Source organism: Streptomyces sp. NRRL F-5630 (assembly GCF_000719475.1).
In the GTDB taxonomy this organism is placed as follows: Bacteria; Actinomycetota; Actinomycetes; order Streptomycetales; family Streptomycetaceae; genus Streptomyces.
This window is the reverse complement of the sequence record NZ_JOGO01000086.1, coordinates 1-22,645: the sequence shown is the minus strand read 5'-3', so window position 1 is coordinate 22,645 and position 22,645 is coordinate 1. Positions and strand designations below refer to the sequence as shown.

13 protein-coding genes and 1 pseudogene are annotated in these 22,645 nt (G+C 73.7%); 5 read left to right on the top strand and 9 right to left on the bottom strand.

The window, feature by feature from the left end; translation table 11 throughout:
- Positions 1-229: 229 nt before the first annotated feature.
- Positions 230-532, bottom strand: coding sequence for a hypothetical protein (locus tag IF99_RS31205; protein WP_037827691.1), 303 nt, complete (start codon positions 530-532; stop codon positions 230-232).
- A gap of 123 nt (positions 533-655) precedes the next feature.
- Entirely contained in the window at positions 656-1,924 is a 1,269-nt protein-coding gene (locus IF99_RS0126830) for a hypothetical protein (protein WP_031000311.1), read from the bottom strand.
- Between the two features lie 311 nt (positions 1,925-2,235).
- Between IF99_RS0126830 and IF99_RS0126825 the strand changes: the two genes are divergently transcribed.
- A complete protein-coding gene (locus tag IF99_RS0126825; RefSeq protein ID WP_031000310.1) occupies positions 2,236-3,549 on the top strand; it encodes an FG-GAP-like repeat-containing protein in 1,314 nt (437 codons plus the stop codon).
- Between the two features lie 157 nt (positions 3,550-3,706).
- Here IF99_RS0126825 and guaA read toward each other — a convergent pair whose 3' ends face one another.
- Complete coding sequence (gene guaA / locus IF99_RS0126820; RefSeq protein WP_420705725.1) at positions 3,707-5,290, bottom strand: glutamine-hydrolyzing GMP synthase; 1,584 nt, start codon at positions 5,288-5,290, stop codon at positions 3,707-3,709.
- Between the two features lie 632 nt (positions 5,291-5,922).
- On the opposite strand from guaA, the gene IF99_RS35225 reads away from it, so the two are divergent.
- Complete coding sequence (locus IF99_RS35225; protein WP_031000308.1) at positions 5,923-6,231, top strand: chorismate mutase; 309 nt, start codon at positions 5,923-5,925, stop codon at positions 6,229-6,231.
- A gap of 812 nt (positions 6,232-7,043) precedes the next feature.
- Positions 7,044-8,099 (top strand): membrane protein, encoded by a 1,056-nt coding sequence (locus IF99_RS0126810; RefSeq protein WP_031000307.1) that lies wholly within the window; start codon positions 7,044-7,046, stop codon positions 8,097-8,099.
- Positions 8,100-8,166: 67 nt separating this feature from the next.
- On the opposite strand, the gene IF99_RS0126805 is transcribed toward IF99_RS0126810, so the two are convergent.
- Both IF99_RS0126805 and IF99_RS0126800 read right to left on the bottom strand, forming a co-directional pair.
- Positions 8,167-10,260, bottom strand: a complete 2,094-nt coding sequence (locus tag IF99_RS0126805; RefSeq protein ID WP_051703701.1) for a GMC oxidoreductase — start codon at positions 10,258-10,260, stop codon at positions 8,167-8,169.
- Between the two features lie 61 nt (positions 10,261-10,321).
- Positions 10,322-11,959 (bottom strand): succinic semialdehyde dehydrogenase, encoded by a 1,638-nt coding sequence (locus IF99_RS0126800; RefSeq protein WP_031000305.1) that lies wholly within the window; start codon positions 11,957-11,959, stop codon positions 10,322-10,324.
- A 289-nt stretch (positions 11,960-12,248) separates the two neighbouring features.
- Here IF99_RS0126800 and IF99_RS35855 point away from each other — a divergent pair.
- A pseudogene (locus IF99_RS35855) lies at positions 12,249-12,338 on the top strand (SMI1/KNR4 family protein); the annotation flags it as partial.
- Positions 12,339-12,430: 92 nt separating this feature from the next.
- Here the strand turns inward: IF99_RS35855 and IF99_RS31200 are convergent.
- From IF99_RS31200 to IF99_RS0126780, 4 genes are all read right to left on the bottom strand, one after another.
- Entirely contained in the window at positions 12,431-12,886 is a 456-nt protein-coding gene (locus IF99_RS31200) for an SMI1/KNR4 family protein (protein WP_051703700.1), read from the bottom strand.
- A gap of 646 nt (positions 12,887-13,532) precedes the next feature.
- Positions 13,533-16,439 (bottom strand): protein kinase domain-containing protein, encoded by a 2,907-nt coding sequence (locus tag IF99_RS0126790; RefSeq protein WP_234340873.1) that lies wholly within the window; start codon positions 16,437-16,439, stop codon positions 13,533-13,535.
- Between the two features lie 634 nt (positions 16,440-17,073).
- The gene (locus IF99_RS0126785) at positions 17,074-18,930 is read right to left on the bottom strand and encodes a serine/threonine-protein kinase (protein ID WP_031000303.1); all 1,857 of its coding nucleotides are present in this window, start codon (positions 18,928-18,930) and stop codon (positions 17,074-17,076) included.
- A 142-nt stretch (positions 18,931-19,072) separates the two neighbouring features.
- Entirely contained in the window at positions 19,073-20,782 is a 1,710-nt protein-coding gene (locus IF99_RS0126780; protein WP_031000301.1) for a glycerol-3-phosphate dehydrogenase/oxidase, read from the bottom strand.
- A gap of 393 nt (positions 20,783-21,175) precedes the next feature.
- Between IF99_RS0126780 and IF99_RS0126775 the strand changes: the two genes are divergently transcribed.
- Positions 21,176-22,441, top strand: coding sequence for a nucleotide sugar dehydrogenase (locus IF99_RS0126775; protein ID WP_031000300.1), 1,266 nt, complete (start codon positions 21,176-21,178; stop codon positions 22,439-22,441).
- The last annotated feature ends 204 nt before the right edge of the window (positions 22,442-22,645 follow it).

Here is a 22,645-nt window from a genome sequence, read left to right as displayed (position 1 = left end):
TCCGGCTCCGGCGATGAGCAGCACGCGAGCGCCCCACCACCGCTCCACCAGCCCGCCCCCAGCACCCACCCGGCACCACGGCACCCGCCCCCCGTCGCACCGGCCCGGCAGCACTCAGCTCACGCCCCGGCACCCAACCCCGGCATTCAGCCCGCCGCACCCGCACCCACCCCGGAGCGCCCAGCCCCACACCCCACACCCCCTTCGGCCCCCGCAACACCACCCACCCTCAGCTACCCCCAGCCCCGTCCTCGCCCCACGCTCCCCCCGTCGTCAGACGAAGCCCGTCCATGGGGTCGAAGGAGATGACCCTGACCTCCGTGGGTGGGGTGCCGGGGCGGAGCAGGGTGAACCAGGGGTCGGTGTCCAGGAGGAAGGCGAGGACCTCTGTCGTGTCCTCGTCCGGGGTGGTGAGGGTCGCGTGCCAGGTGCCGGGGCGCGTGGTCGCGTGCAGGCGGACGGGGAAGGTCGCGGTGTTCGTGCTGGTGTTGGCGCGCCACTCCAGGAGGGCGTGGTCCGTGTCGGCGTTCACGCCACTGAGCGTAACTCCCGTGGCGGCTTTTGGTGTTCGGTCTGGGCGAATCGATGCCGTACACGACCACTTGCCCCCGTGCCACTGCGGGGATTCTGGTTACCGCCCGTGCGGGGGGCCTCGTCAGTCGACCAGGTCCATGCCCGCCTCGTTGCTCTCCACACCGGCCGCCGTGATGACCTGGACCATGACGCGGCCCGGTTCGGCCTCGGCGGGGATGGGGACGGTGAGGAGGGTGTCGGTCGGGTTCGTGAAGCCGCCCGGGACCGGGATGAGCGGGACGTGCACCTGGACCTGGCCGATGCGGACGGCCATGCGGACGAGGGCCTGCGGGGTCTCGGCGCCCGGGGGGAGGAAGCCGGTGCCGCGGATCTCGATGTCGTCGCCGGTACGGATCGGGGCGTCCAGGTCGCCGGCCTCGCGGGTGCGGACGACGGAGTGGATGACGGGGCCGCCGCCCTCGGTGGCCTTGCCCGCGAGGTAGGTGGCGGCGGAGACGAGGGCGAGGACGGCGAGCGCCCAGGGGAGGTCGGGGAGTTGCTCGGGGCGGCGGGCGAGCCGGACGGCGCAGAAGACGAGCGCGGCGGCGTGCACGAGCACGTACTGGCTGTCGGTGAAGCTGCCGTGCCCGGAGTCGTCGGTGAGCAGGTCGGCGGCGCGCGGCCGGTCGGCGCGCACCTTCTGGAGGCGTCGGCCCCGTACCCGTACGCCGACCGTGTGGCGCACGAGCACGGCGACCGCGCAGCTCGCCGCCAGGACGGTCAACAGGCCGACGCCGCGACCGAGTTCGAGGCCGTCCAGGAGTTCCGCGCGGCGGTCGTGGCCGGAGGCGCCCGCGAGTTCGCCCGCGAGGACGAGGACCGCGTACACGCTGAAGAGGACCCAGCAGGCGGCGACGGTGCGCGAGGTGGACAGGCGCTGGTCCTCGCCGACGACGGGCGCGAGGACGCCGCCGCGCGCACGGTGGAAGTGGGCCGCGACGGCGAGGAGCGCGGCGAGGATGACGGCGGCGACGAGACCGGCGCTGCGGGCGGTGGTCCACCCGGCGCCGAGCGCGGTGAGGCCCTGCACGAGGAGGAGGACGAGGAGGATCACGCCGAGGACGACGAGGGTCACGGGGCGCAGGCGGTGGAGCCAGGAGAGGCGTTCGCTGCGGCCTCGTTCGGCGACGAGGCGCGCGGACTCGGCGAGTTCGTCGGAGACCCACTGGCGGCTCGCGCCCGCGGAGTGCGCGACGGCGGCGGGCAGGCCCTTGCCGTCCGCGAGTTCCTCGCGTCGCCGGACGAACGCGGCGACCGCGCGCTGGTGCCCGTTGCGGGCGCCCGCGGGGCAGTCCGCGCAGGTGCAGCCGCCCTGGTGCCCCTCCCGGCTCGTGTCCTGCTGTACGGCCACCGGCCCGTCCCCGTCCCTACTCGCGAGCCCCGCCGGTACGTGGCCGCGGGGGCCACCGTCCCGCCCTCTGGCGGATGCGCCGAACTCTGCTGTGATGTACGGGAATTGTGCCTTACGTGAGGCGGCGGCGCCCTCCCGGGGGCGCACCTGGGCCCCTCACCCGGCGCACGCGAAGCACCGCGCGCCCCCCGCGTCATCCGAACACCACCGAACAGGCACCATTCCTCCCCAACTTCTGCGGTCCGCCGCGCATCTGAGAGTACGTACGCCGCATTCCGCACGCGGGAAACGCCCCGCTCCTGGAGGAACCCATGCCCGTCCGGCTCCCTTTCACCCTGCGCTGCGCCTCCGTCGCCGCGCTGCTCACGGCTCCGCTGGTCCTCGCACCCGCCGCGGGAGCCGCGCCCCTGGCGGCCTCCGCGCTCCCGGGCGACATCGTTGTCGCGGCTCCGGGCGGTGACTACGTGAGTGTGCTGACGAAGGGCGACCCGGCGCGGCACCGCGAACTGCCGGGCGCGCGACCCGTCGTGCGCGACCTGGACGGCGACGGCCGCAAGGACCTCGCCGTGCAGCGGGACAACGCGGACGGCGGCGGCATCGCCGTGTACTGGGGCACGGCCTCCGGTTACGCGGCCCAGCCGACCGCCGTAAAGGACGCCACTCTCGACTCCGGGCTCACGGCGGGCGACTTCGACGGGGACGGGCACGTGGACCTGGTCGCGGCGGGACGCGAGGGGCCGGACGACGTGCGGCTCTCGGTCGCGTACGGACCGCTGAAGCGGGACGGCGCCCCGGCGCGTACCGCGAAGCTCGACACGAAGGAGACCTTCGCGCCCGACGAGATCGTCTCCGGGGACTTCAACGGCGACGGCAAGGACGATGTCGTCACCGAGCACTCCTTCGAGGAGGCAGGCCACCCGAGCCAGCTGTGGAGCGGGAGCGCGAAGGGCCTCGGCACCACCTCGCGCAAGCTCGCGATCGCGGGCGCGATGGCGGCGGGGGACGTGGACGGGGACGGCGTCGACGACCTCGTCATCCGGGCCGTGCCCGACGGGCTGGTCGAGGAACTGGACTTCGACCACGGGACCGTCCAGGTGCTGTACGGGTCCGAAACGGGGCCGGGAAAGCCCGTCGACTCCATCACGCAGAACACCAAGGGCGTGCCCGGCGTCAACGAGGACGGCGACGGGTTCGGCTCCGCGCTCGCGGTGGGCGACGTGGACGGAGACGGCTTCGCGGACGTCGCGGTGGGTGTGCCGGGCGAGGCGCTGAAGCGCGGCGGCAAGAACCTGGACGACGCGGGGTCCGTGGTGCTGCTGAAGGGCTCGTGGAAGGGCCTCACCGGCGAGGGCGCCACGGCGGTCACCCAGGACTCCAAGGGGGTGCCCGGAGTCTCCGAGGCGGGGGACCGGTTCGGCGCGGCGGTCTCCCTGCGGGACCTCGACGCGAGCGGGCGGACGTCGCTCGTCGTCGGTGCGCCCGGTGAGGACACGGACGCGAAGGACTCGGGGGCGATGTGGGTGCTCCCGAAGGGGGCGGCGAGCGGCGCACGGGCTGTGAACCCGGGGGACCTGGGGCGCACGGGAAACGAGTACGCGCGGTTCGGGGCGGACTTCGGGCGGTAGTCAGGGCCGGGGGCCGGCGCGACCCCGCGCCGACCCCCGAGCCCTCGACCGGGAAGCACCCCGGGGGTGGGCCGTATGTCCCCCGGCCCCCTGGGTCCCCGGCCGGACGGCGTCCCCCAGGAGGGGCCGGGTGTTCAGCCCAGCCCCTCCCGGAGCGTCACTCCCACTCGATCGTCCCCGGCGGCTTGCTCGTGACGTCGAGGACGACCCGGTTGACCTCGGCGACCTCGTTGGTGATGCGGGTCGAGATGCGTTCGAGGGTCTCGTAGGGGAGGCGGGACCAGTCGGCGGTCATCGCGTCCTCGGAGGACACCGGGCGCAGCACGATCGGGTGGCCGTAGGTGCGGCCGTCACCCTGGACGCCGACGCTGCGGACATCCGCGAGGAGGACGACGGGGCACTGCCAGATCTGGCGGTCCAGCCCGGCCGCCGTCAGTTCCTCGCGGGCGATCGCGTCGGCCTCGCGCAGCAGGTCGAGGCGTTCGCGCGTGACCTCGCCGACGATGCGGATGCCGAGCCCCGGGCCCGGGAAGGGCTGGCGCTGGACGATCTCCTCGGGCAGGCCCAGCTCCTGGCCGACCGCGCGGACCTCGTCCTTGAAGAGCTTGCGGAGCGGCTCGATGAGCTCGAACTCCAGGTCCTCGGGGAGGCCGCCCACGTTGTGGTGGGACTTGATGTTCGCCGCGCCCGTGCCGCCGCCCGACTCGACGACGTCCGGGTAGAGGGTGCCCTGCACGAGGAAGGCGACGTCGGCGCCGTCCGCCGCGTTCTCCGCGACGATCTCGGCCTGCGCCTGCTCGAAGACGCGGATGAACTCGCGCCCGATGATCTTGCGCTTCTGCTCCGGGTCGCTCACCCCGGCGAGCGCGTCGAGGAAGCGCTCGGAGGCGTCGACGACCTTGAGCTGCACGCCGGTCGCCGCGACGAAGTCCTTCTCGACCTGCTCCGTCTCGCCCTTGCGCATGAGGCCGTGGTCGACGTACACGCAGGTGAGCTGCGAGCCGATCGCGCGCTGCACGAGCGCCGCCGCGACGGCCGAGTCCACGCCACCGGACAGGCCGCAGATCGCGCGCTTCGTGCCGACGCGGGCGCGGATCTCCTCGACCTGCTCCTCGATGACGTTGCCGGTCGTCCAGTTCGGCTCGATGCCGGCACCGCGGTAGAGGAAGTGCTCCAGGACCTGCTGGCCGTGCGTGGAGTGCAGCACCTCCGGGTGGTACTGGACTCCGTAGAGCTTCTTCTCGTCGTTCTCGAAGGCGGCGACGGGGACGACGGAGGTGGACGCCGTCACGTCGAACCCGGCCGGGGCGGCGGAACAGGCGTCGCCGTGCGACATCCAGACCTGCTGCTCCTCGGGGGTGCCCTCGAAGAGGGTCGAGGCGGGCTTGCTGACGCTCAGCTCGGTGCGGCCGTACTCGCGCGCACCCGAGTTGTCGACGGTGCCGCCGAGCGCCGTGGCCATGAGCTGGAAGCCGTAGCACATGCCGAAGACCGGGATACCGGCCTCGAAGAGCGAGGCGTCCAGCGAGGGGGCGCCCTCCGCGTAGACGGAGGAGGGGCCGCCGGAGAGGATGATCGCGGCCGGGTTCTTCGCGAGCATCTCGGCGACGGGCATGTCGCTCGGGACGATCTCGCTGAAGACCCGGGCCTCGCGGACCCTGCGGGCGATGAGCTGGGCGTACTGGGCGCCGAAGTCGACGACCAGAACGGTGTCGGGGGCGGCGTCGGACGCGGGGGACACGGGCACTGCGGCGGCCTTCCGGCGGGGATGCGGAGTCGGGACAAGGCGCCGGTGCACGGGGTACGGGTCCCGGGCTGCGCCCGGGCGGGCCCCTCGGGTTCCCCCCGGACGGCACGGTGCCTCGTCACTGAGTCTAACGGGGGACGGATGTCACCCATTCTGCCGCAGATCAGGCGGGTGCCGCCCCCCGCCGTCCGGGGGCCGGGTAGGAGGGGGATACTGGCTCCGTGAGCACGCACCACGACTTCCTCTTTACCTATGGCACCCGGTCCGCCGACTGCCATGGTCGTGCTGCTTGAGCACAGCGACGTAACCAGGCGCCCCGGGCCGACAAGGCCCGGGGCGTTCTGTGTTTCCGGACCTGGTCGCCCCGGGGCCCTTCACCCGACCGACCCCGACCAGACGACACGGACGATCCGTCCCCTCCCAGGGGCCCACCGGCCCCGGCACCGAAGGAGCCACCTGCCATGACCCCTCTTCCCGAGACGACGACCGATACAGCCGCCGCCACCGCCTCCCCCGGCGCCCCCGCCGCCCCCGGCGGTGAGGCGGACCTCGGCACCGACGCCACCCCCGCCACCCCCGCCACCGAGGCGGTTCCCGCCGCCACCGCCGTCGAAGCGGTCCCCGCCGTGCCCGCCGCCCCGCAGGGCTGGGCGCGCAAGCGGTCCACCGCGCCCACCGGCTCCATCCCCGAGCACGAGAGGATGATCACCGAAGCGCGGGAGCGGATCGACGCGATCGACGACCGCATCATCGGGCTCATCCAGGAGCGCTCCGCCGTCTCCGCCGTCGTGCAGAAGGCGCGCGTGGAGGCGGGCGGACGGCGGGTGAACCTGTCGCGCGAGATGGAGGTCCTGAGCCACTACCGCGACGCGCTCGGCAAGCAGGGCACCGCGCTGGCGATGACGCTGCTGGAACTGAGCCGGGGACGGGCCTGAGACGCGGCGCCCGGCTGTCCTCGGTGGCGCCGCCCGCGCGTCGCCGGGCGTCCTCGGCGGTGGCGCTCGCGCGTCCTCGGCGGCGCCACCCGTCCGTTCCCGGCGTGGGAACTGGCGAACTGGCCCTCACCGGTGCGTGACCAGTCGGCCGTGGGCGTCGTTGTCCCGTTGACCGCACCGGCCAGGTGCGGGACCGCAACACCACGCGTGGCTTCGCTGGAGCGATGAGACGTACGCCTTGTGCGGTGCGTCGTGGGACCTCGCTTCAGCGCGGTGACCGGCCGGCAGGGGACAGCCGGCCCGGTCACGCGGCGGCCGGTCCCGGGGACGCCCGGGACCGGCCGCACACGGCGGGCCTCGATGCCTCCCCACGAGGGGAGCGTTAAGGTCACGTACGTCCCGGTCGGCACCGTCCCGTGGCGACAGCGCATACTTGAGTACCGGATGCCCTTCATGGCCGTCCGGACAATTCCAGACCAGCGACGCCGTATCCCCCCCTCGGCGCCGCTCCCCCGGTGCCGCCACCGCCCTGGCGGCACCGCAGGCGAAGACCCCGTGGCACCCCGCCCGCCGCGGGGTCTTCCGCTGTCCGCACGCGGACCGAGGGCCCTCTCCACGGTGAGCCGTGAGGCTTTCCCCGCACGCGGACCCGGCGGACCCTCTCCGTCCCGGGACCGGGCGGGCCGGGACGCCTGGCACGGAGGCACACGTGGCGGACCTCACACAACGGCCGTGAGCTTCGCCACAACTCCGGGCCCACAGCGCAGGTCTTCCCCCTCGACATCGCTCCGCCCACCACCCGTCGAGGTCCCATGAAGCTCCGTCGCGCCCTGGTCACGGCCGCGGTGACCACCGCGCTCGCCCCCTTCGCCCCGCTGACCGCGCCGGCCGCGTTCGCGGAGCCCGCGAGCCCCGGACCCGGCACCACGCGGGAGGCGAGCCCTTCGGACGCGACGACGCCCGGGGCGTCCCCGGACGAGACCCCCGGCGAGACCCCGGCCGCGAGCGCCACGGAGTCCGCACCGGAGGAGCCCGCTCCCGGGGAGACGGGCTCGGCGTCCCCCTCCGTACCTGCGCCCGGGATGCCCGGAAGGCCCGGGGGTGCGAGCACGAGCCCGTCCGGCGGCGCGTCCCCGAGCGCCTCGCCCACCGACGACGGTGAGGGCAGGGGCGTGGGCGACTCGTGCGAGGCCGACGAGGAGAGCGACCCGGCTGTGCTCGTGGCCTTCTCCGGCCTGCCCGGGAAGCTCGTCACGGGCAGCGGCTGGCACCCCTTCGAGCTGGCCTTCGTCAACAAGACGAGCGAACCCGTCCACAACCTGGTGGCGTTCGCGGGCGTCTCGGGCGACGCGGAAGGGCTGAGGATCTTCCGTACGGGACAGGTCGCGCTCCAGGCGAAGAACCCCGGCACCGGGGCCTGGGAGCCACTCGCCTTCGGCGAGGAGTCCTTCGACTTCCTCAACCGGGGCGAGGACCTCGCGCCCCACAAGAAGCTGACCTTCGCGCTCCGCCTGGACGTCACGTCGAAAGCCCCGGTCGGCAGCGCCTTCACGCTGGGCGCGGGCGTCTACGACGGGGCCGAGGACCCGGAGTGCGGGCGCGTGAGCAACGGCGGCCACGGCTTCGAGATCGTCGCGCCGGGCACCACGACGGCGGGCGCGAGGCCGGCGCGGGGCGGGTCCGTGCCGCCGCCGGGAGCGGCCACGAGCCCGAGCCCGGCGGCGAGCGCGAGCCCCGCGACGGGCAGCCTCGCCTCGACCGGCGGGGACGGCACCCTGCCCGTGCTCGGCCTCGTGGGCGGGATCGCGGTGCTCGCGGGCACGGGGGTCGTGTGCGCGGTGCGGCGCCGGGGTGGCGCGGCCGTCTGACCAGGTACGAGGGCGGGGCGCCGCCCGGCACGGGGTCACCGTGGCGGGCGGTCGGCCACCCCGGGGCTCAGGCCGCGTCGTCGCGTACGGCGGCGTCGCGCGCGACGGCCTCGTCGCGCGGGCGGGCCACCCCCGGTCCCGCCGCCTCGTCCACCCCTTCCCGTACGGCCGCCGCCTCCTCCCGCGTGGCCGTGCCGACGGGTGCCGCAGCCGCTTCCCCTGCCGCTCCCGCGCCTTCGCGGACCTTCGGCATCCCCAGGAACGGCAGCCGCAGGGCCGCGAAGGCGTCCTCGGGGACGGCCGGGGCGTGCGGGGCGACGGGAGCGAGGCGCGCGTAGGCCGCTCCCTGCGCGGGACGCGGGTCGGGCTCGCCCTTGTTGGGCCACAGGGACATCGCCCGTTCGGCCTGCGCCGTGATCGTCAGGGACGGGTTGACGCCGAGGTTCGCGGAGACCGCCGAGCCGTCCACGACGGAGATGCCGGGGTGCCCGTACAGGCGGTGGTACGGGTCGATGACGCCGTGGTCCGGATCGGCGCCGATGGGGCAGCCGCCGAGGAAGTGCGCGGTGAGCGGGGTGCCCATGAGCTCGCCGATGTTGCTGCCCGCGAAGCCGTTGATGTCGCGGGCGAGGAGCGACGCGGCCTCGGTCGCCGCACGGATCTGGGTCGGGTTGGGGGCGCCGTGGCCCTGGCGCGCGGTGAGCAGACCCTTACCGGGGCCGCGCGGACGGCGGTACGTCGTCAGGGAGTTGTCGAGCGACTGCATGACGAGGCCGATGATGGTGCGCTCGGACCAGCGGCGATAGGAGAGCGAACGGCCCATCAGCACCGGGTGCTTGACAGCGTTGAGCACCCAGCCGAGCGCGCGCGGCAGTTTCTCGGCGTAAGGCACCTGGAGGGTCGTGAGCCCGCCCATGGCGTTCGAACAGCGACCGTAACGGACCGGCTCGATATGGGTGTTGGCGTCCGGGTGGATGGACGAGGTGATGGCGACACCGCGCGTGAAGTCGGGTGCGGTGCCGTGTGCGGAGCGGTAGCGGCGCGGGGTGGTCCGGGCGCCGACGAGGGCTTCGGAGTTGGTCCGCGTGAGGGTGCCGAGCCGGGCCGAGGTGCGCGGCAGGAGGCCGCTGTCCCGCATGCGGTGCAGGAGGGTCTGGGTGCCGTACGCGCCGGCGGCGAGGACGACGTGGCGGGCGGTGTAGACGCGGTGGGCGCCCTTGCGGGGCTTGTCCGTGGGCAGTGTGCCGACCGCGAAGCCGCCGCGCGAGTCCTCGGTGAGGGTGCGCACGGTGGTGAGCGGGTGGATCACGGCGCCGTTCTTCTCGGCGAGGTAAAGGTAGTTCTCGTTGAGGGTGTTCTTGGCACCGTGGCGGCAGCCCGTCATGCACTCGCCGCACTCGGTGCACGCACGGCGCGAGGGACCCTCGCCGCCGAAGTACGGGTCGGGCACCTCGGCGCCGGGCGCGGCCTTGCGGCTGCCGTCGCCGTCCTCGCCGTCCCCGAAGTAGACGCCGACCGGGGCGAGATGGAAGGTGTCGCCGACACCCATCGCCTCCGCCACGTTCCTCAGGTGCACGTCCGAGGGCGTGACGGTCGGGTTGAGGCGTACGCCGAGCATCCGCTGCGCCTGGGCGTAGAAGGGCTTCAACTCGCCTGCCCAGTCGGTGATCTCCTTCCACTGCGGGTCCTCGAAGAAGGCGCGCGGCGGTACGTAGAGGGTGTTGGCGTAGTTGAGGGAGCCGCCGCCGACCCCGGCGCCCGCGAGGACCATGACGTTGCCGAGCAGGTGGATGCGCTGGATGCCGAAGAGGCCGAGCGCGGGCGCCCAGAGGTAGTTCTTCACGTCCCACGAGGTGCGGGGCAGTTCCTCGCGGGCGAAGCGGCGGCCCGCCTCCAGGACGCCCACCCGGTAGCCCTTCTCGGTGAGCCGCAGGGCACTGACGGCGCCGCCGAAGCCCGACCCGATGACGAGGACGTCGTAGTCGTAGCCGTCGGACTCGTCTTCGCGGCCGGGGAGTTGGGCGTCCTGGTCCGTAGCCTCGGCGTTCCGGCGCGGGTCCTCGGCGTCCCGTGACGCGGTTTGGGGGCCCCGTGACGCGGTCTCGGTGTCCCGTCGTGTTGCCTCGGTGTCCCGGGGCGTGGCATGGCTGTCCCGTGGCATGGGCCCTCCTCGTCGAAAGCCGCTGGTGCGTGGGTGGTGGGGGTGGGGCGGTGCCCCGGGCTCAGCGCAGCCGCAGTGCCTTCAGCACCTTCAGGCTGCGGCTCATCAAGGCCGCGTAGGCGGCGTCGTCCATGCCCAGGGACGGGCCCATGGGCAACAGGCGCTGCTGGGCGACGGTCTGGGGCTCGGTGTACTTCAGCAGGCCCTCGGAGCCGTGCCTGCGGCCGATCCCGGACTCCTTCATGCCTCCCATCGGGGCACGCACGCTGCCGTAGGCGGGCGCGTACCCCTCGTTGACGTTGACGGTCCCCGCGCGCAGCCGCGAGGCGACGGCGAGCCCCCGCTTCGCGTCCTTCGTCCAGACGCTCGCGTTGAGCCCGTACGGCGTGGCGTTGGCCCGCGCGATCGCCTCGTCCTCGTCGGTGAAGCGGTAGAGGGAGACGACGGGCCCGAAGGTCTCGTCGGCGCACACCGCCATGCCGGGCTCGACGTCCGTGAGCACCGTCGGCTCGTAGAAGTACGGACCGAGGTCGGGCCGTGCGACACCGCCCGCGAGGACGCGGGCGCCCTTCGCGACGGCCTCGTCCACGTGCGCGGTGACGGCGGCGAGCTGGCGGGGGCCCGCGAGGGAGCCCATGTCGGCCCCGTACGCGAGCGCCGTGCCGAGGCGCATGGCTTTGACGCGCGCCACGAAGCGCTCCGTGAACGCGTCCGCAACGGACTCGTGCACGTACAACCGCTCGATGGACACGCAGAGTTGACCGGCGGAGGCGAAACAGGCGCGGACCGCTCCGGCCGCCGCCTTCTCGACGTCCGCGTCACGCAGGACCAGCATCGGGTTCTTGCCGCCGAGTTCGAGCGAGAAGCCGACGAGGCGGGCGGCGGCGCTGCGGGCCACCTCGCGGCCCGTGCGCGTCGAGCCCGTGAAGGAGACGTAGTCGCCGCGCGAGACGACCTCGGGGCCGACAGCGGGTCCCTCGCCGAGGACGACCTGGAAGACGTCGGCGGGGAGCCCTGCCTCGATGAGGAGTTCACGAGCCCACAAGGCGCTCAGGGCGGTCTCCGTGTCGGGCTTCATGACGACCGCGTTGCCCGCGACGAAGGCGGGCAACGCGTCGCCGACCGAGAGTTCGAAGGGGTAGTTCCACGGGGCGATCTGACCCACGACCCCGCGCGGCAGGCGCTGTTCGGTGACGCGTGTGAGGGTCGGCACGGCGCCGAGGTGGCGCTTCGGCCTGAGGTAGGCGGGGGCCTTGAGGCCGTAGTGGCGCGCGGTCATCGCGACGGCCTGCAGCTCCTCGTGGGCGTGCAGCCGGGCCTTGCCGGTCTCCAGCTGGACGAGGTCGAGGATCTCGGCCTGGCGCTGGAGGACGAGGTCGTGGAACCGGAGCAGGACGGCGGCCCGTTCCCGGACGGGCGTCGCGGCCCACGGCACCTGCGCGGCGCGAGCGCGCGCGAAGGCGTCCTCGACGTCCTCGGGGCTCGCCTCGGGCAGCTCGGCGAGCACTCCGCCGCCGAACGGCGTGTGGTTCGCGGTACGTCCCGAGCCGCCGACGCCCTTGAGCAGCCGCGCGAGCACCTCGGGGGTGACCACATCGGCCGCCGTGCGGACGCCCCGGGGTACGGGGGCCTGAGGGTTCGTGCCAATGCCCTGTGGCACGGGGCCGGTGGGTGCCGCCGAGGCGTGCGTGTCCGTCATGGCCGCGAGCGTACGACTCCGGGCCGGTCTTGGGTACCCGCCGGTAACACTTTCCACGGGGCTTCCACGATTCTGCCAGTGGGTGGTGGCGGCGTGGGGGGTGAGCTGGGGCGGATGGGGTGAGGGGGAGGACGCAAGGCCACGGCGGTCGCGACGGACGCCCCGTTCGCCGCGTGGGCAAGACTTTCGGTGACGCCCGCCTCTGTGCGGCCATCGCGGACACCCTCAGGGGCCACGGACGAGCGGCACCTTGGGGGCCGCCTGCTGCTGCGATCTGGCAGCTGTTCCGGAAGTCGCTGGTGGCGCAGGCATTTGGTTGCTCGATCCCACTGACACCGGCCCGGACGGCGAATGGGCCACCTATCCGTTCGAGCCGAAGGGGCACCTACTCGACCGACTCCTTGTACTCCTCCCGCCCCAAGGTGAGAAGTTCGCTGAAGCTGTCACAAGGATCGGAGAGCTCGCCGTACTTCACCGCAAGGAGATACGCCCGGTACTCGCCGTTCTCCAGCACGTCGCTGGTGTCCAGCAGAAAGACGTCTCCCCCTGGGCGATGACGAGGCCGTATCGGAAGACGTCGTCGCTCCCGTCGCTGTCCTCGTCGAGCCATTCCTCTCCGAAGCGGTCGGTGAACCATTCGATATCGGCGCAGGGGTGCAGTGAATCGATCCACCCCGCGACGCGCCACCAGCCGTTGCTGACGAGAAGGAAGGCCCGCAGGCTCGGCGGCAGGGACACCCCGAGGCGCTCCTCGGTCGCCGCGATCAACTGCTCGTCGGCCGGCTCGTACCCCAGCCAGCGACTGCTGACCTGCTGCTCCGTCAGGCCCGGGCGTATGTCCTGGAAGCGGCGGTCGAGCAGGTCTGCTCGCCCTCGTCCATGGAACGCAGAGCCCAGTCGCTGTACTCCGCCAGATAGGCGCGCCATTCTTCCGGCGTTCCGGGGCACGGGGCGGGCGGCACGCTGCCGCCCTGATCGTCGTCCGTCATGGATTGTCTGCCTTTCCCATTCCTGGGGCTTATGTGGTAGCCCGCATCCAAGACGTCGACAAGACCGTGAAAAGCACCGAGACAATCAAGGAGTACGACCAGCAGCGAGGTTAATCGTCAAGCTGAGCGGTTCGCCAGATTCGCCGAGCTGTTCCACGTCGGCTCGCGACGCGGAAAGAAGCTCGCCGCGGGCGACGCCTCCGACTATCAACGCTTGCTGGCGGCTGGTCCTACGTCGGCTATCGCCGGTACGGCGCCGCCACAGCGGTCCGATGCTCACGCCCGTCGAGCCGGGCGAGTTCGCGTACGCCGTCGACGGTGGTCTCCCCGAAATGGACGGCCGCAGAGCTGAGACAAACTCGTCGCGCACGGACAGCACGGACCGGCGCCGCGGGGAAGTCTTCCTCGGGAGTCCAGGACCCCCGGCCCGGCGAGTCGTCGCGGACGTTCCCGGCCTGGCGGAGCTGGACGAAAGGACCCTGGATCCTGGACGCGGCGGAACGGCACGGAAGGTGCCCAGTCCCGACGGAACAACGCGGACACCACCGGGCGCACCGGAGCCTCCCGCAGGGCGTCCGCCCCGGTCACTTCACCTGGTACGTGGCGAGCGCCTGGTCGTAGTAGCGGCTCACGTCGTCGCGGTCCGCGTCGCGACCACGGATCTGGAGGACGTGGTACTTGCCGTTGACGGCCATGACCATGTTCCTGGCGAAGACGTCACCGTCGTTCCCCGGCCAGGTGAACTGCCCCTCCGCCATCCTCCTGCCGCCCTCCTCGATCTCGCGCATCCCGCTCGACGTGACCCAGCTCGACTCGCGGAAGGGCCGTGTCTCGGGCTCGGACTCGCGCTGGTAGCGGAGCAGGTCGTTGCCGAACTCCGTGACGGAGTCGCGGCCGGGGACGACGATCAGCTCGTAGCTCCCGTGGGTCCACCGCACCTGGCCCTGCGGGTTGCGCGCGTGCCGCGTCCAGCCCTTGGGCACGGCGAGCTGGAATCCGGCCGGGTCCTTGTAGAGGACGAAACCGGCGGGGAGCTTCGGTCCGGAGGGCTTCTCCTCCTTCGCGGAGTGCTCGTCCTTCGGCTTCTCCTCGGGCTGGGCGGCGGGCGAGGAGGCGGGTGCCGCCGAGGTGGGAGCGGACCTCTCCAGGGAGCCGGGCGCGTGGCTCAGCTCGGTGCCCGACCTCGCCTGGTCGTTCTTGTCGGCCTTCGGCAGGAAGACCATGGCGTACACGATCGTGCCCGCGAGCAGCACGAACACCGCGGCGAGCAGGGTCCGGCCGAGCGAACGCGGGGCGCGCGGACGCCTGCTGTCACGAGCGGTACGCGTGCTGCGGGACCGGGCCGCGCCCCGGCTGCGGGCGCCGCGCGAGGCGGTGCGGGCGCTGCCGGGCGCCTCGGGCGGGGAGTACGCGGCGGCGAGCCCGTAGAGCGGGGTCGTCTCCTCGGCGGGCTCGGGCTCGCGCGCCCGGCGGTGACTGCGCGGGACGGGCGGCGTGGGCCTGGGCCGCGCGGGCTCGGCGGGCGCCACCGCTTCCTTCGCGGGCTTCCTCGCGTCCTTCCTCGCCGCCTTCTTCGGGCGCCGCTTGCGCCGTACCAGCTCGCCGCGCCGCCGCTTGATGGGCAGCGCGGCCGGGTCGAAGGGCGGCGCGGGCACGAGATGCGCGCCCGCGTCGGGCTCGGGCGCGGACCGCACGAGGGAGCGCAACCAGCCCCGCAGCTCCTCGAAGTCCGGCCGCTCGGTGGGGTCCTGACGCAGCAGGGATTCCACGACGGGGCGCAGCGGACCGCACTCCTCGGCGAACGCGGGCGCCTCCGCGCACACCATGTGGACAAGCTCGGCGGTGCTCTCCTCCGGGTAGGGGCCGTGCCCCTGCACCGCGCGGAAGAGCAGCACGCCGAGCGCCCACAGGTCGGTCGCGGGCCCCACGGGGGCGGCGAGCTGCCACGTCCCGCGCACGGGCCCGGCCTGCTCGGGCGACCACCGCTCGGTGACGGGCCCGACCACCACCATCCGCACCTGCCGCGCCCGCTCCGCCTCGACGGCGTTGCCGGGCCCGTACTCGGGCAGGGGCGCATCCCAGGCGGAGGACGGGGAGGCGGGTGCGACCGGCTGTGCGGGGTCGTGCGGCTCCGGGACCTGGGGGATGTTCGGCGCCTGGTGCGGCTGCGGTTCCGACGGTCGCGGGGCGAAGCGCTGGGGTTCGGGGGCGCTCGGGCCCGTCGCGGGCCCGCGCCGGTACTCGGGGGGCAGGGGCAGCGGCGGCACGGCCTCGGGGGCGGACCCCGAGGTCGCTCCGGCGGCGTTGCCGGTGCGGGGCGCGGCTCCGTGCCAGTTCGCGGGCGGGAGGTACGAACTCTCCGGAGCCTGGGGCCCTTGCGGAACGTGGGGGTTCTGCGGGGCCTCGGGATTCTGCGGGCCGGCCGGGAGCGCGGGGGCCTGCTCGTCCGTGGGGCCGCTGTACCGGTCGCGCACCCCGTACGGGTCGCTGATCCGGCCGGGGGCCTCGGGCACGCCCGCCCCTGCGGACTCGCCGGGCCGCCCGGGGACGGGCTTCGGGGCGCCCGGGCCGCCCTCCGCCTGCGCACGCGCGGCGGCCCTGGCCCCGGCACGGTAGGCGGCGATGGCCCCGGCACGCGCGGCCCGGGGATCGGTGGACTCGGCGTCGGGCACGGGGGGCTGCGGCGTCGCGGGCCGGTTGACGAAGGCGGGCGGTACGGAGCCGGGGGCACCCCCGGTCCGGGGGGCGGGCGGACCACCGCGGTGCCCCGTCCCCGTACCCGTGTATCCGCCGGGACCGCCCGTCGCGGCCCCGCTCCCCCAGCCGCCCCCGTACGGGGAGGCGTCGATGACACCGCGGGGCCGGGGGCCCTCGGGGCCCGCTCCGTCCTCGACGGCGGAGCGCGGGGGGACGGGGTCGTAGCCGCACAGGGCCTCTTGGGCGGCGCCGGCCGCGAGACCCGCGAGGACGACGCGGCCGTCCTCGGCGAGGAGGACGGTGTGCTCGGTGATGTTGCGGTGGACCCAGCCGCCCGCGTGCAGGGCGCGCAACGCGGTGAGGACGTCGGCGGCGACCTCGGCGGCGCGGTACGGGTTGAGGGGGCGCTCGGCGAGGAGGCTGCCGAGGGTCCGCCCGGGGACGTACTCGCTGACGATCCACAGCGCGTCGTCCTCGGCGAAGACGTCGAAGACCTGGTCGAGGCGCGGGTGGTCGGGGACCTGGGCGGCGGCGCGCGCGGCGTCGAGCGCGCGGCGCACGACGGGGTCGCCGGAGGGGTCGCCAGGACCGGCCGAGGGCCCGTGGCCCGGGAGTTCGCCCTCGACGACGTCGGGCAGCGGGATGCGCTGGAGCCGGACTTCCTGGCCGCTGTACGTGTCGAAGGCGCGCCCCGCCGCGGCCGGGTCCGCGCCGTCCTCGGCGGAGGCGTCCAGCGGTAACCGGTAGCGGTCGGCGAGCACACGCCCCGCGTAGTCGTCCACAACGCCCCCCACCGTGATCACCTGTGTCCGTTTCGGGTCCCGAGCCGTCCGGTACGGTCCCCGTTCTTTCACGATACGTGCCGGGGCCGGGTTTTCCGGGGGAGTTGGGCGAGTTCGCCGCAGCTCCTCCCGGCCTCCTGCCCCCGGTACGCGGGGGGCTCCGGTGACGGCCGGGGGACCCTCATCTCGTCGTGCCCGGCCCGGGGGGCGCTCAACCCTCGGAATGCGGCACAGGGGGTCACGGGGGAGCGCGTGGGGGCGGGAAGGGGGAGTGAGCGGGTGGGGGGATGTCCCCTAGGGGTGTCCCTTACATGCGGGTTCGCCCCCCTGGGGCCGACAACGCGCGAGGTGGCGCGAAGGTTCCCCCGAGGACGCCGAAGGACTGCGGAAGCCCAAGGACGGCGTAGCCCAAGGCGACTGCGGACGCCGAAGGATCGCGGAGGCCCGGGGATGGCGGAGGCCCAGGGATGGCGGAGGCCCGGGTGGCGGAGGCGCAGAATGGCGAAAGCCCCAGGACTAACGAAGCCCAAGGACCGCACAACCCAATGACCGCGCCAGGGACCGCCTAGCCAAGGGACTCCCGGACGCCGAAGGGTTATGACCGCCGAAAGCCGCGTCCACCGAAGGGCTTTGGAGGCCCGCCGGCTCAGGACGCCGGCTTGAAGGTTTCCGTGAAGGTCTGCCAGGTCTCGCGGGCGCGCTTGCCGTCCCAGTCCGAGTCCTTGGTCGTGAACATGAGCCCGTAGCCGCGGTGGGAGTTGACGACCGTGCCCCGGTCGATGCTGTGCATCCGTGTGCCGTCGTCGGTGTACGTGAACTCCCAGTCGGCGGTCTCCCAGCCCCGGTAGTCGACGCGCTTGATCGACACGCGGTGGTAATTGGTGCGGACCATACTCCGCTCCTGCCGCTCCCAGTCGGCGACGGCGTCGCTCTTCGGCGACGTGGTCGTGCCGATGAGGAGCTTCTGCCCGGCGGGCCCCGCGAATCGCACCCCGGCGGCACCGGAGGAGACACGCTTCCACCCGTCGGGCAGTCCTATGGAGAAGCCGGTCGGGTCCCGATGGGTCGTGGTGTCGAGCGGAGCCCCGCTCGTGCCCTCACCCTTCCCCTCGTCCTTCCCCTTGCCGTCCTTCCCGTCCCCCTTGCCGTCCTCCTTCTTGCCCTCCTTGTCCTTCTCCTCGTTCCCCTCACCGCTCCCCGAAGTGGCGGGCTGTCCGGTGGAGGGCGAGGTCTTCGGGCTCTCCTCCTTGCCGCCGTCGCCATGGGTCCCGGAGGAGCCTGCGGCGGAGGCCGAAGGGGAGGTGCCGGCCTTGGCGCCCTGCTTGTCCCCGCCACCGTTGTGGTTGACGACGAGGAACACGACGGTCGCGACCACGGCCAGCACCAGGACGGCGGCGATGACGACGAGCGTGCGGCGCGGGACGACATCGGTGAGCGAGGCGCGGGGACCGGCTGGGACAGGGGCCGCAGGGGTACCGGTCGCGGGGGTGCCCGTCGTGCCGCCGCCCGTGCGAGCGGCACCTGCCGCCGGGCTCCCCGTGCGGGAGGAGCGGGCGAAGCCGCCGGTCCGCGGGGTGGACCAGCCGGTGGCCCGCGACGTCTCCGCGGCGGGAGCGGACGGGAGCGGGACGACGCTGGTCGCGTCGAGCGGCTTGGCCTCGGGCGCGGCGATGACCTCCTGGAGCATCGCGCGGGCGCGGGCGTCGTCGAGGCGCTGGGTGGGGTCCTTGGCGAGGAGCCCGAGGATGACGGGCGTGAGGGGGCCTGCGTGCGCGGGCGGCTCGACCTGCTCCGTCATCACGGCGGTGAGGGTCGCGATCGCGGAGCCCTTGTCGTACGGCGGGACGCCCTCGACGGCGGCGTAGAGCAGCCCGCCGAGCGACCACAGGTCGGCGGCGGGGCCCGGCTTGTGGCCGCGGGCGCGCTCGGGCGAGATGTACGAGGGGGCGCCGACGAGCATCCCGGTCGAGGTCACGGACGGGTCGCCCTCGACCTGCGCGATACCGAAGTCGGTGAGGACGACGCGGCCGTCCTCGCCCGAGATGAGCACGTTGGAGGGCTTCACGTCGCGGTGCAGGATGCCCTCGCGGTGGGCGTCGCGCAGCACGTCGAGCACGGCGAGCCCGACCTCGGCCGCGCGGCGCGGGCTGAGGAGCCCGTCCTCGCGCACGACCTCGGCGAGGGACTTGCCCTCGATCAGCTCCATGACGATCCACGGCCGGTCGTCCTCGTCCACGACGTCGAAGACGGTGACCGCGCCGTTGTTGCGAATCCGGGCGATGGCCTTGGCCTCGCGCAGCGTACGGGTGATCAGCCGGCGCTTCTCGTCCTCGTCGATGCTGCTCGGAAAACGCAGTTCCTTGACCGCGACGGTCCGCCCGAGGGTCTCGTCGGTGGCCCGCCACACCGTCCCCATGCCGCCGCGCCCGAGGACCTCCGCGAGGCGGTACCGCCCCGCGAGGAGACGTCCCTGGGATGCGCGCGCCTGCTCCGATTCCGACATGCGTCCCCTCTGCAACCCGCCCTGACAGAGCATCCATTGTCACCCACGCCGGAACCGCCCGGCGCCCAGGGGTGGCGGGCGGGGGCGGTCCTCGGCCAAGGGGGCCCGGCGCTTCACGACCGGGCGGGAGGGCGACGGGCCGTCAGGCGAGCGGGACGATGTCCGGGGCACCGAGCCGGGCGGCGTCGGCGGTGAGGTCGTCGGGCTGGCGCTGGGACTCGCGCTCGGCCTCGACGCGCTTCTCGTAGTGCTCGACCTCGCGGTCCACCCGCGTCGCGTCCCAGCCGAGGACCGGTGCCATCAGTTCGGCTGCCTCGCGGGCGCAGCGCGTACCGCGGTCGAAGGTCTCGATGGAGATGCGGGTGCGGCGGGTGAGGACGTCGTCGAGGTGGCGGGCGCCCTCGTGCGAGGCGGCGTAGACGACCTCGGCGCGCAGGTAGTCGTCGGCGCCGGTGAGCGGCTTGCCGAGGCCCGGGTCGGCGGCGATCAGGTCGAGCACCTCGTCGGCGAGCGACCCGTACCGGTTGAGGAGGTGCTCGACGCGCACGACGTGCAGGCCGGAGCGCGCGGCGGTGCGGGCGCGCGCGTTCCACCGCGCCGGGTAGCCCTCGGCACCGAGCAGCGGCGTCTCCTCGGTGACGCACTCGGCGACGCGCTGGTCCAGGCCGCGCACCGCCTCGTCCACGGCGTCCTTCGCCATGACGCGGTACGTCGTGTACTTGCCGCCCGCGACGACGACGAGACCCGGCACCGGGTGGGCCACGGTGTGCTCGCGCGAGAGCTTGCTCGTCGCGTCGGACTCCCCGGCGAGCAGGGGGCGCAGGCCCGCGTACACGCCCTGGACGTCGTCGCGCGTCAGGGGGACGGAGAGGACCGAGTTGACGTGGTCGAGCAGGTAGTCGATGTCGGCGCTGGACGCGGCGGGGTGCGCCTTGTCGAGGTCCCAGTCGGTGTCGGTCGTGCCGACGATCCAGTGCCTGCCCCAGGGGATCACGAAGAGGACGCTCTTCTCGGTACGGAGGATGAGGCCCGTACTGGAGTTGATGCGGTCGCGCGGGACGACGAGGTGGATGCCCTTCGACGCGCGCACGTGGAACTGGCCGCGTTCGCCGACGAGGCCCTGCGTGTCGTCGGTCCACACGCCGCTCGCGTTGACGACCTGCCTGGCGCGGATCTCGTACGTACCGCCCGCCTCGACGTCCTCGACCGTCGCGCCGACGACGCGTTCGCCCTCGCGCAGGAAGCCGGTGACGCGGGCCCGGTTGGCGGCCTTGGCTCCGTAGTCGACGGCGGTGCGGACGAGGGTCATGACGTAGCGGGCGTCGTCGACCTGGGCGTCGTAGTACTGGAGGGCGCCGGTGAGGGCGTCCTCGCGCAGGCAGGGGGCGACGCGCAGGGCGTGGCGGCGGCCGAGGTGGCGGTGGCCCGGCAGACCACGGCCGTGCCCGCGGGCGAGGGACATCGCGTCGTACAGCGCGACACCGCTGCCCGCGTAGGCACGTTCCCAGAAGCGGTGCTGGAGGGGGTAGAGGAAGGGAACGGGCTTGACGAGGTGCGGGGCGAGGCGTTCGAGGAGCAGCCCGCGCTCCTTGAGCGCCTCGCGCACGAGCGCGAAGTCGAGCATCTCCAGGTAGCGCAGACCGCCGTGGATGAGCTTGCTGGACCGGCTCGACGTGCCCGAGGCCCAGTCACGGGCCTCGACGATGCCGGTCGCGAGCCCCCGGGTCACGGCGTCGAGCGCGGTGCCCGCGCCGACCACACCGCCCCCGACCACGAGCACGTCGAGTTCGCGTTCCGCCATGTCCGCGAGCGATTGCGCGCGCTGCTCCGGGCCGAGTGTCGCTGTCCTCACTGCTTCCGCCTCCTGAAGGTGGTCCGTGTGGTGCGCGGGTGCCGGAATGCGTGTACCCGGACGAGGGGGGATGGAGCGGGTTGATCAAGTCTGACGGGGGGAGGGCGGTTCGGCCACTGGGCGTGACGCCCGGCCCAGGGAGGGGGCCGCGTCCACCGCGCGAAGGGGGCCGCCGGGTCGGGGCGGGCCGGTGCTTGCCGAACGGTTGGTGGCGGGGTCGGGCCGACCGGTGCCGGAAAGGCTGGTGCCGGTCGGGGAACGGCTCTTACCCAAACGGATAGTGCCGCGTCGGGGACCGGTCCGTACACGCCCGAGAAATGCCGCGCCAATACCACATAACGGTCATATTTACTCGTAGTCTGACAGTGCGCTCGCCAGGAAGGACCCACACCCATGCCCGCAGACCTCGCCGTGATCGGCCTCGGCCCCCTCGGCCTCCCGCTCGCCCGCGCGGCCGTCGCCGCGGGCATCGCCACCGTCGGCCACGACGAGCAGGCGCGGGTGCGCGAACTCGCCCTCGGCAGACCACCGCGAGGCAGCGAGGCAGCGCTGAGCGCCTCCGAACTGCGCCGGATGCTCGCGGGCGGCTTCCGCGCGAGCGCCGACCCCGCCGAACTCGGCCGGGTCCGCACCGCCGTCATCTGCGCCCCGACGAACCCGGCGGGAGACCGCTCCCCCGACCTGAGCGGCGTGATCACCGCCGCCCGCACCCTCGCGGCGCGGCTGCGCCCGCACACGACCGTCATCCTGGAGTCCCCCGTCCACCCCGGCGCGACCGAGGACCTGCTCCGCCCGATCCTGGAACAGGGCTCGGGCCTGCGCGCGGGCCGCGACTTCCACCTCGCGTACTCCCCGGCCCGCCTGGACCCGGGCAACCGCGCGTACCCGTACCACGCGACCCCCAAGGTGATCGGCGGGCTGACACCGGCCTGCACGGAGTCCGCGGCGGCCTTCTACGGACGGCTCACCGACAAGGTGGTACGCGCCAGAGGCCCCCGCGAGGCGGAGACCGTCCACCTCCTGGAGACCAGCTACCGGCACGTCAACATCGCGCTCGTCAACGAGATGGCGGTCCTCTGCCACGACTTGGGCGTCGACCTGTGGGACGTCATCCGCTGCGCCGAGACGAAGCCGTACGGCTTCCAGGCATTCCGCCCCGGGCCGGGCGTGGGCGGCCACGGCCTGCCCCCCGACCCCGAACACCTCCCCCACCCGCACCGCACCCCCGGCCACCCCCTGCGCCTCGTCGGCCTCGCCCGCGAGGTCAACCAGCGGATGCCCGCGTACGTCATCCAGCGCGCGGCGACCCTCCTCAACGAGCACGGCAAATCGGTCCGCGGCGCCCGCGTCCTCCTCCTCGGCATCACCTACAAGCCGGACGTGGCCGACCAGGAGGGCTCCCCGGCCGAGGAGATCGCTACCCGCCTCACCGGCATGGGCGCCACCATCAGCTACCACGACCCCCACGTCCCCCACTGGCGCGTCCTCGGCCACCCGGTCCCCCGCGCCGACACCCTCTACGAGGCCACGGCGGCGGCGGACCTGACTCTCCTGCTGCAACACCACAGGACGTACGACTTGCAGGGGCTGGCGGTGAAGGCGCAGCTTCTGCTGGACACGCGAGGGGCTACGCCGGCGGGGGTGGCGTATCGGTTGTAGGGGGTGGGGGCCACACGGGGTGCGGGGCCGGGGCCTCGGGCGCGGGTGCCGCACGGATGGCGGGGCGCGGGGCCGCGGGCGCGGGTGCCGAACAGAGTGGGGAATGTGAGGAGCGGGGATTCGGGGCGGGGTCCCGAACGGTGTGCGAGTGCGGGCTGGGGCGGGGGTGAGGGGGCGGGGCTATGTGCGGGCGGGGGCTGCTGC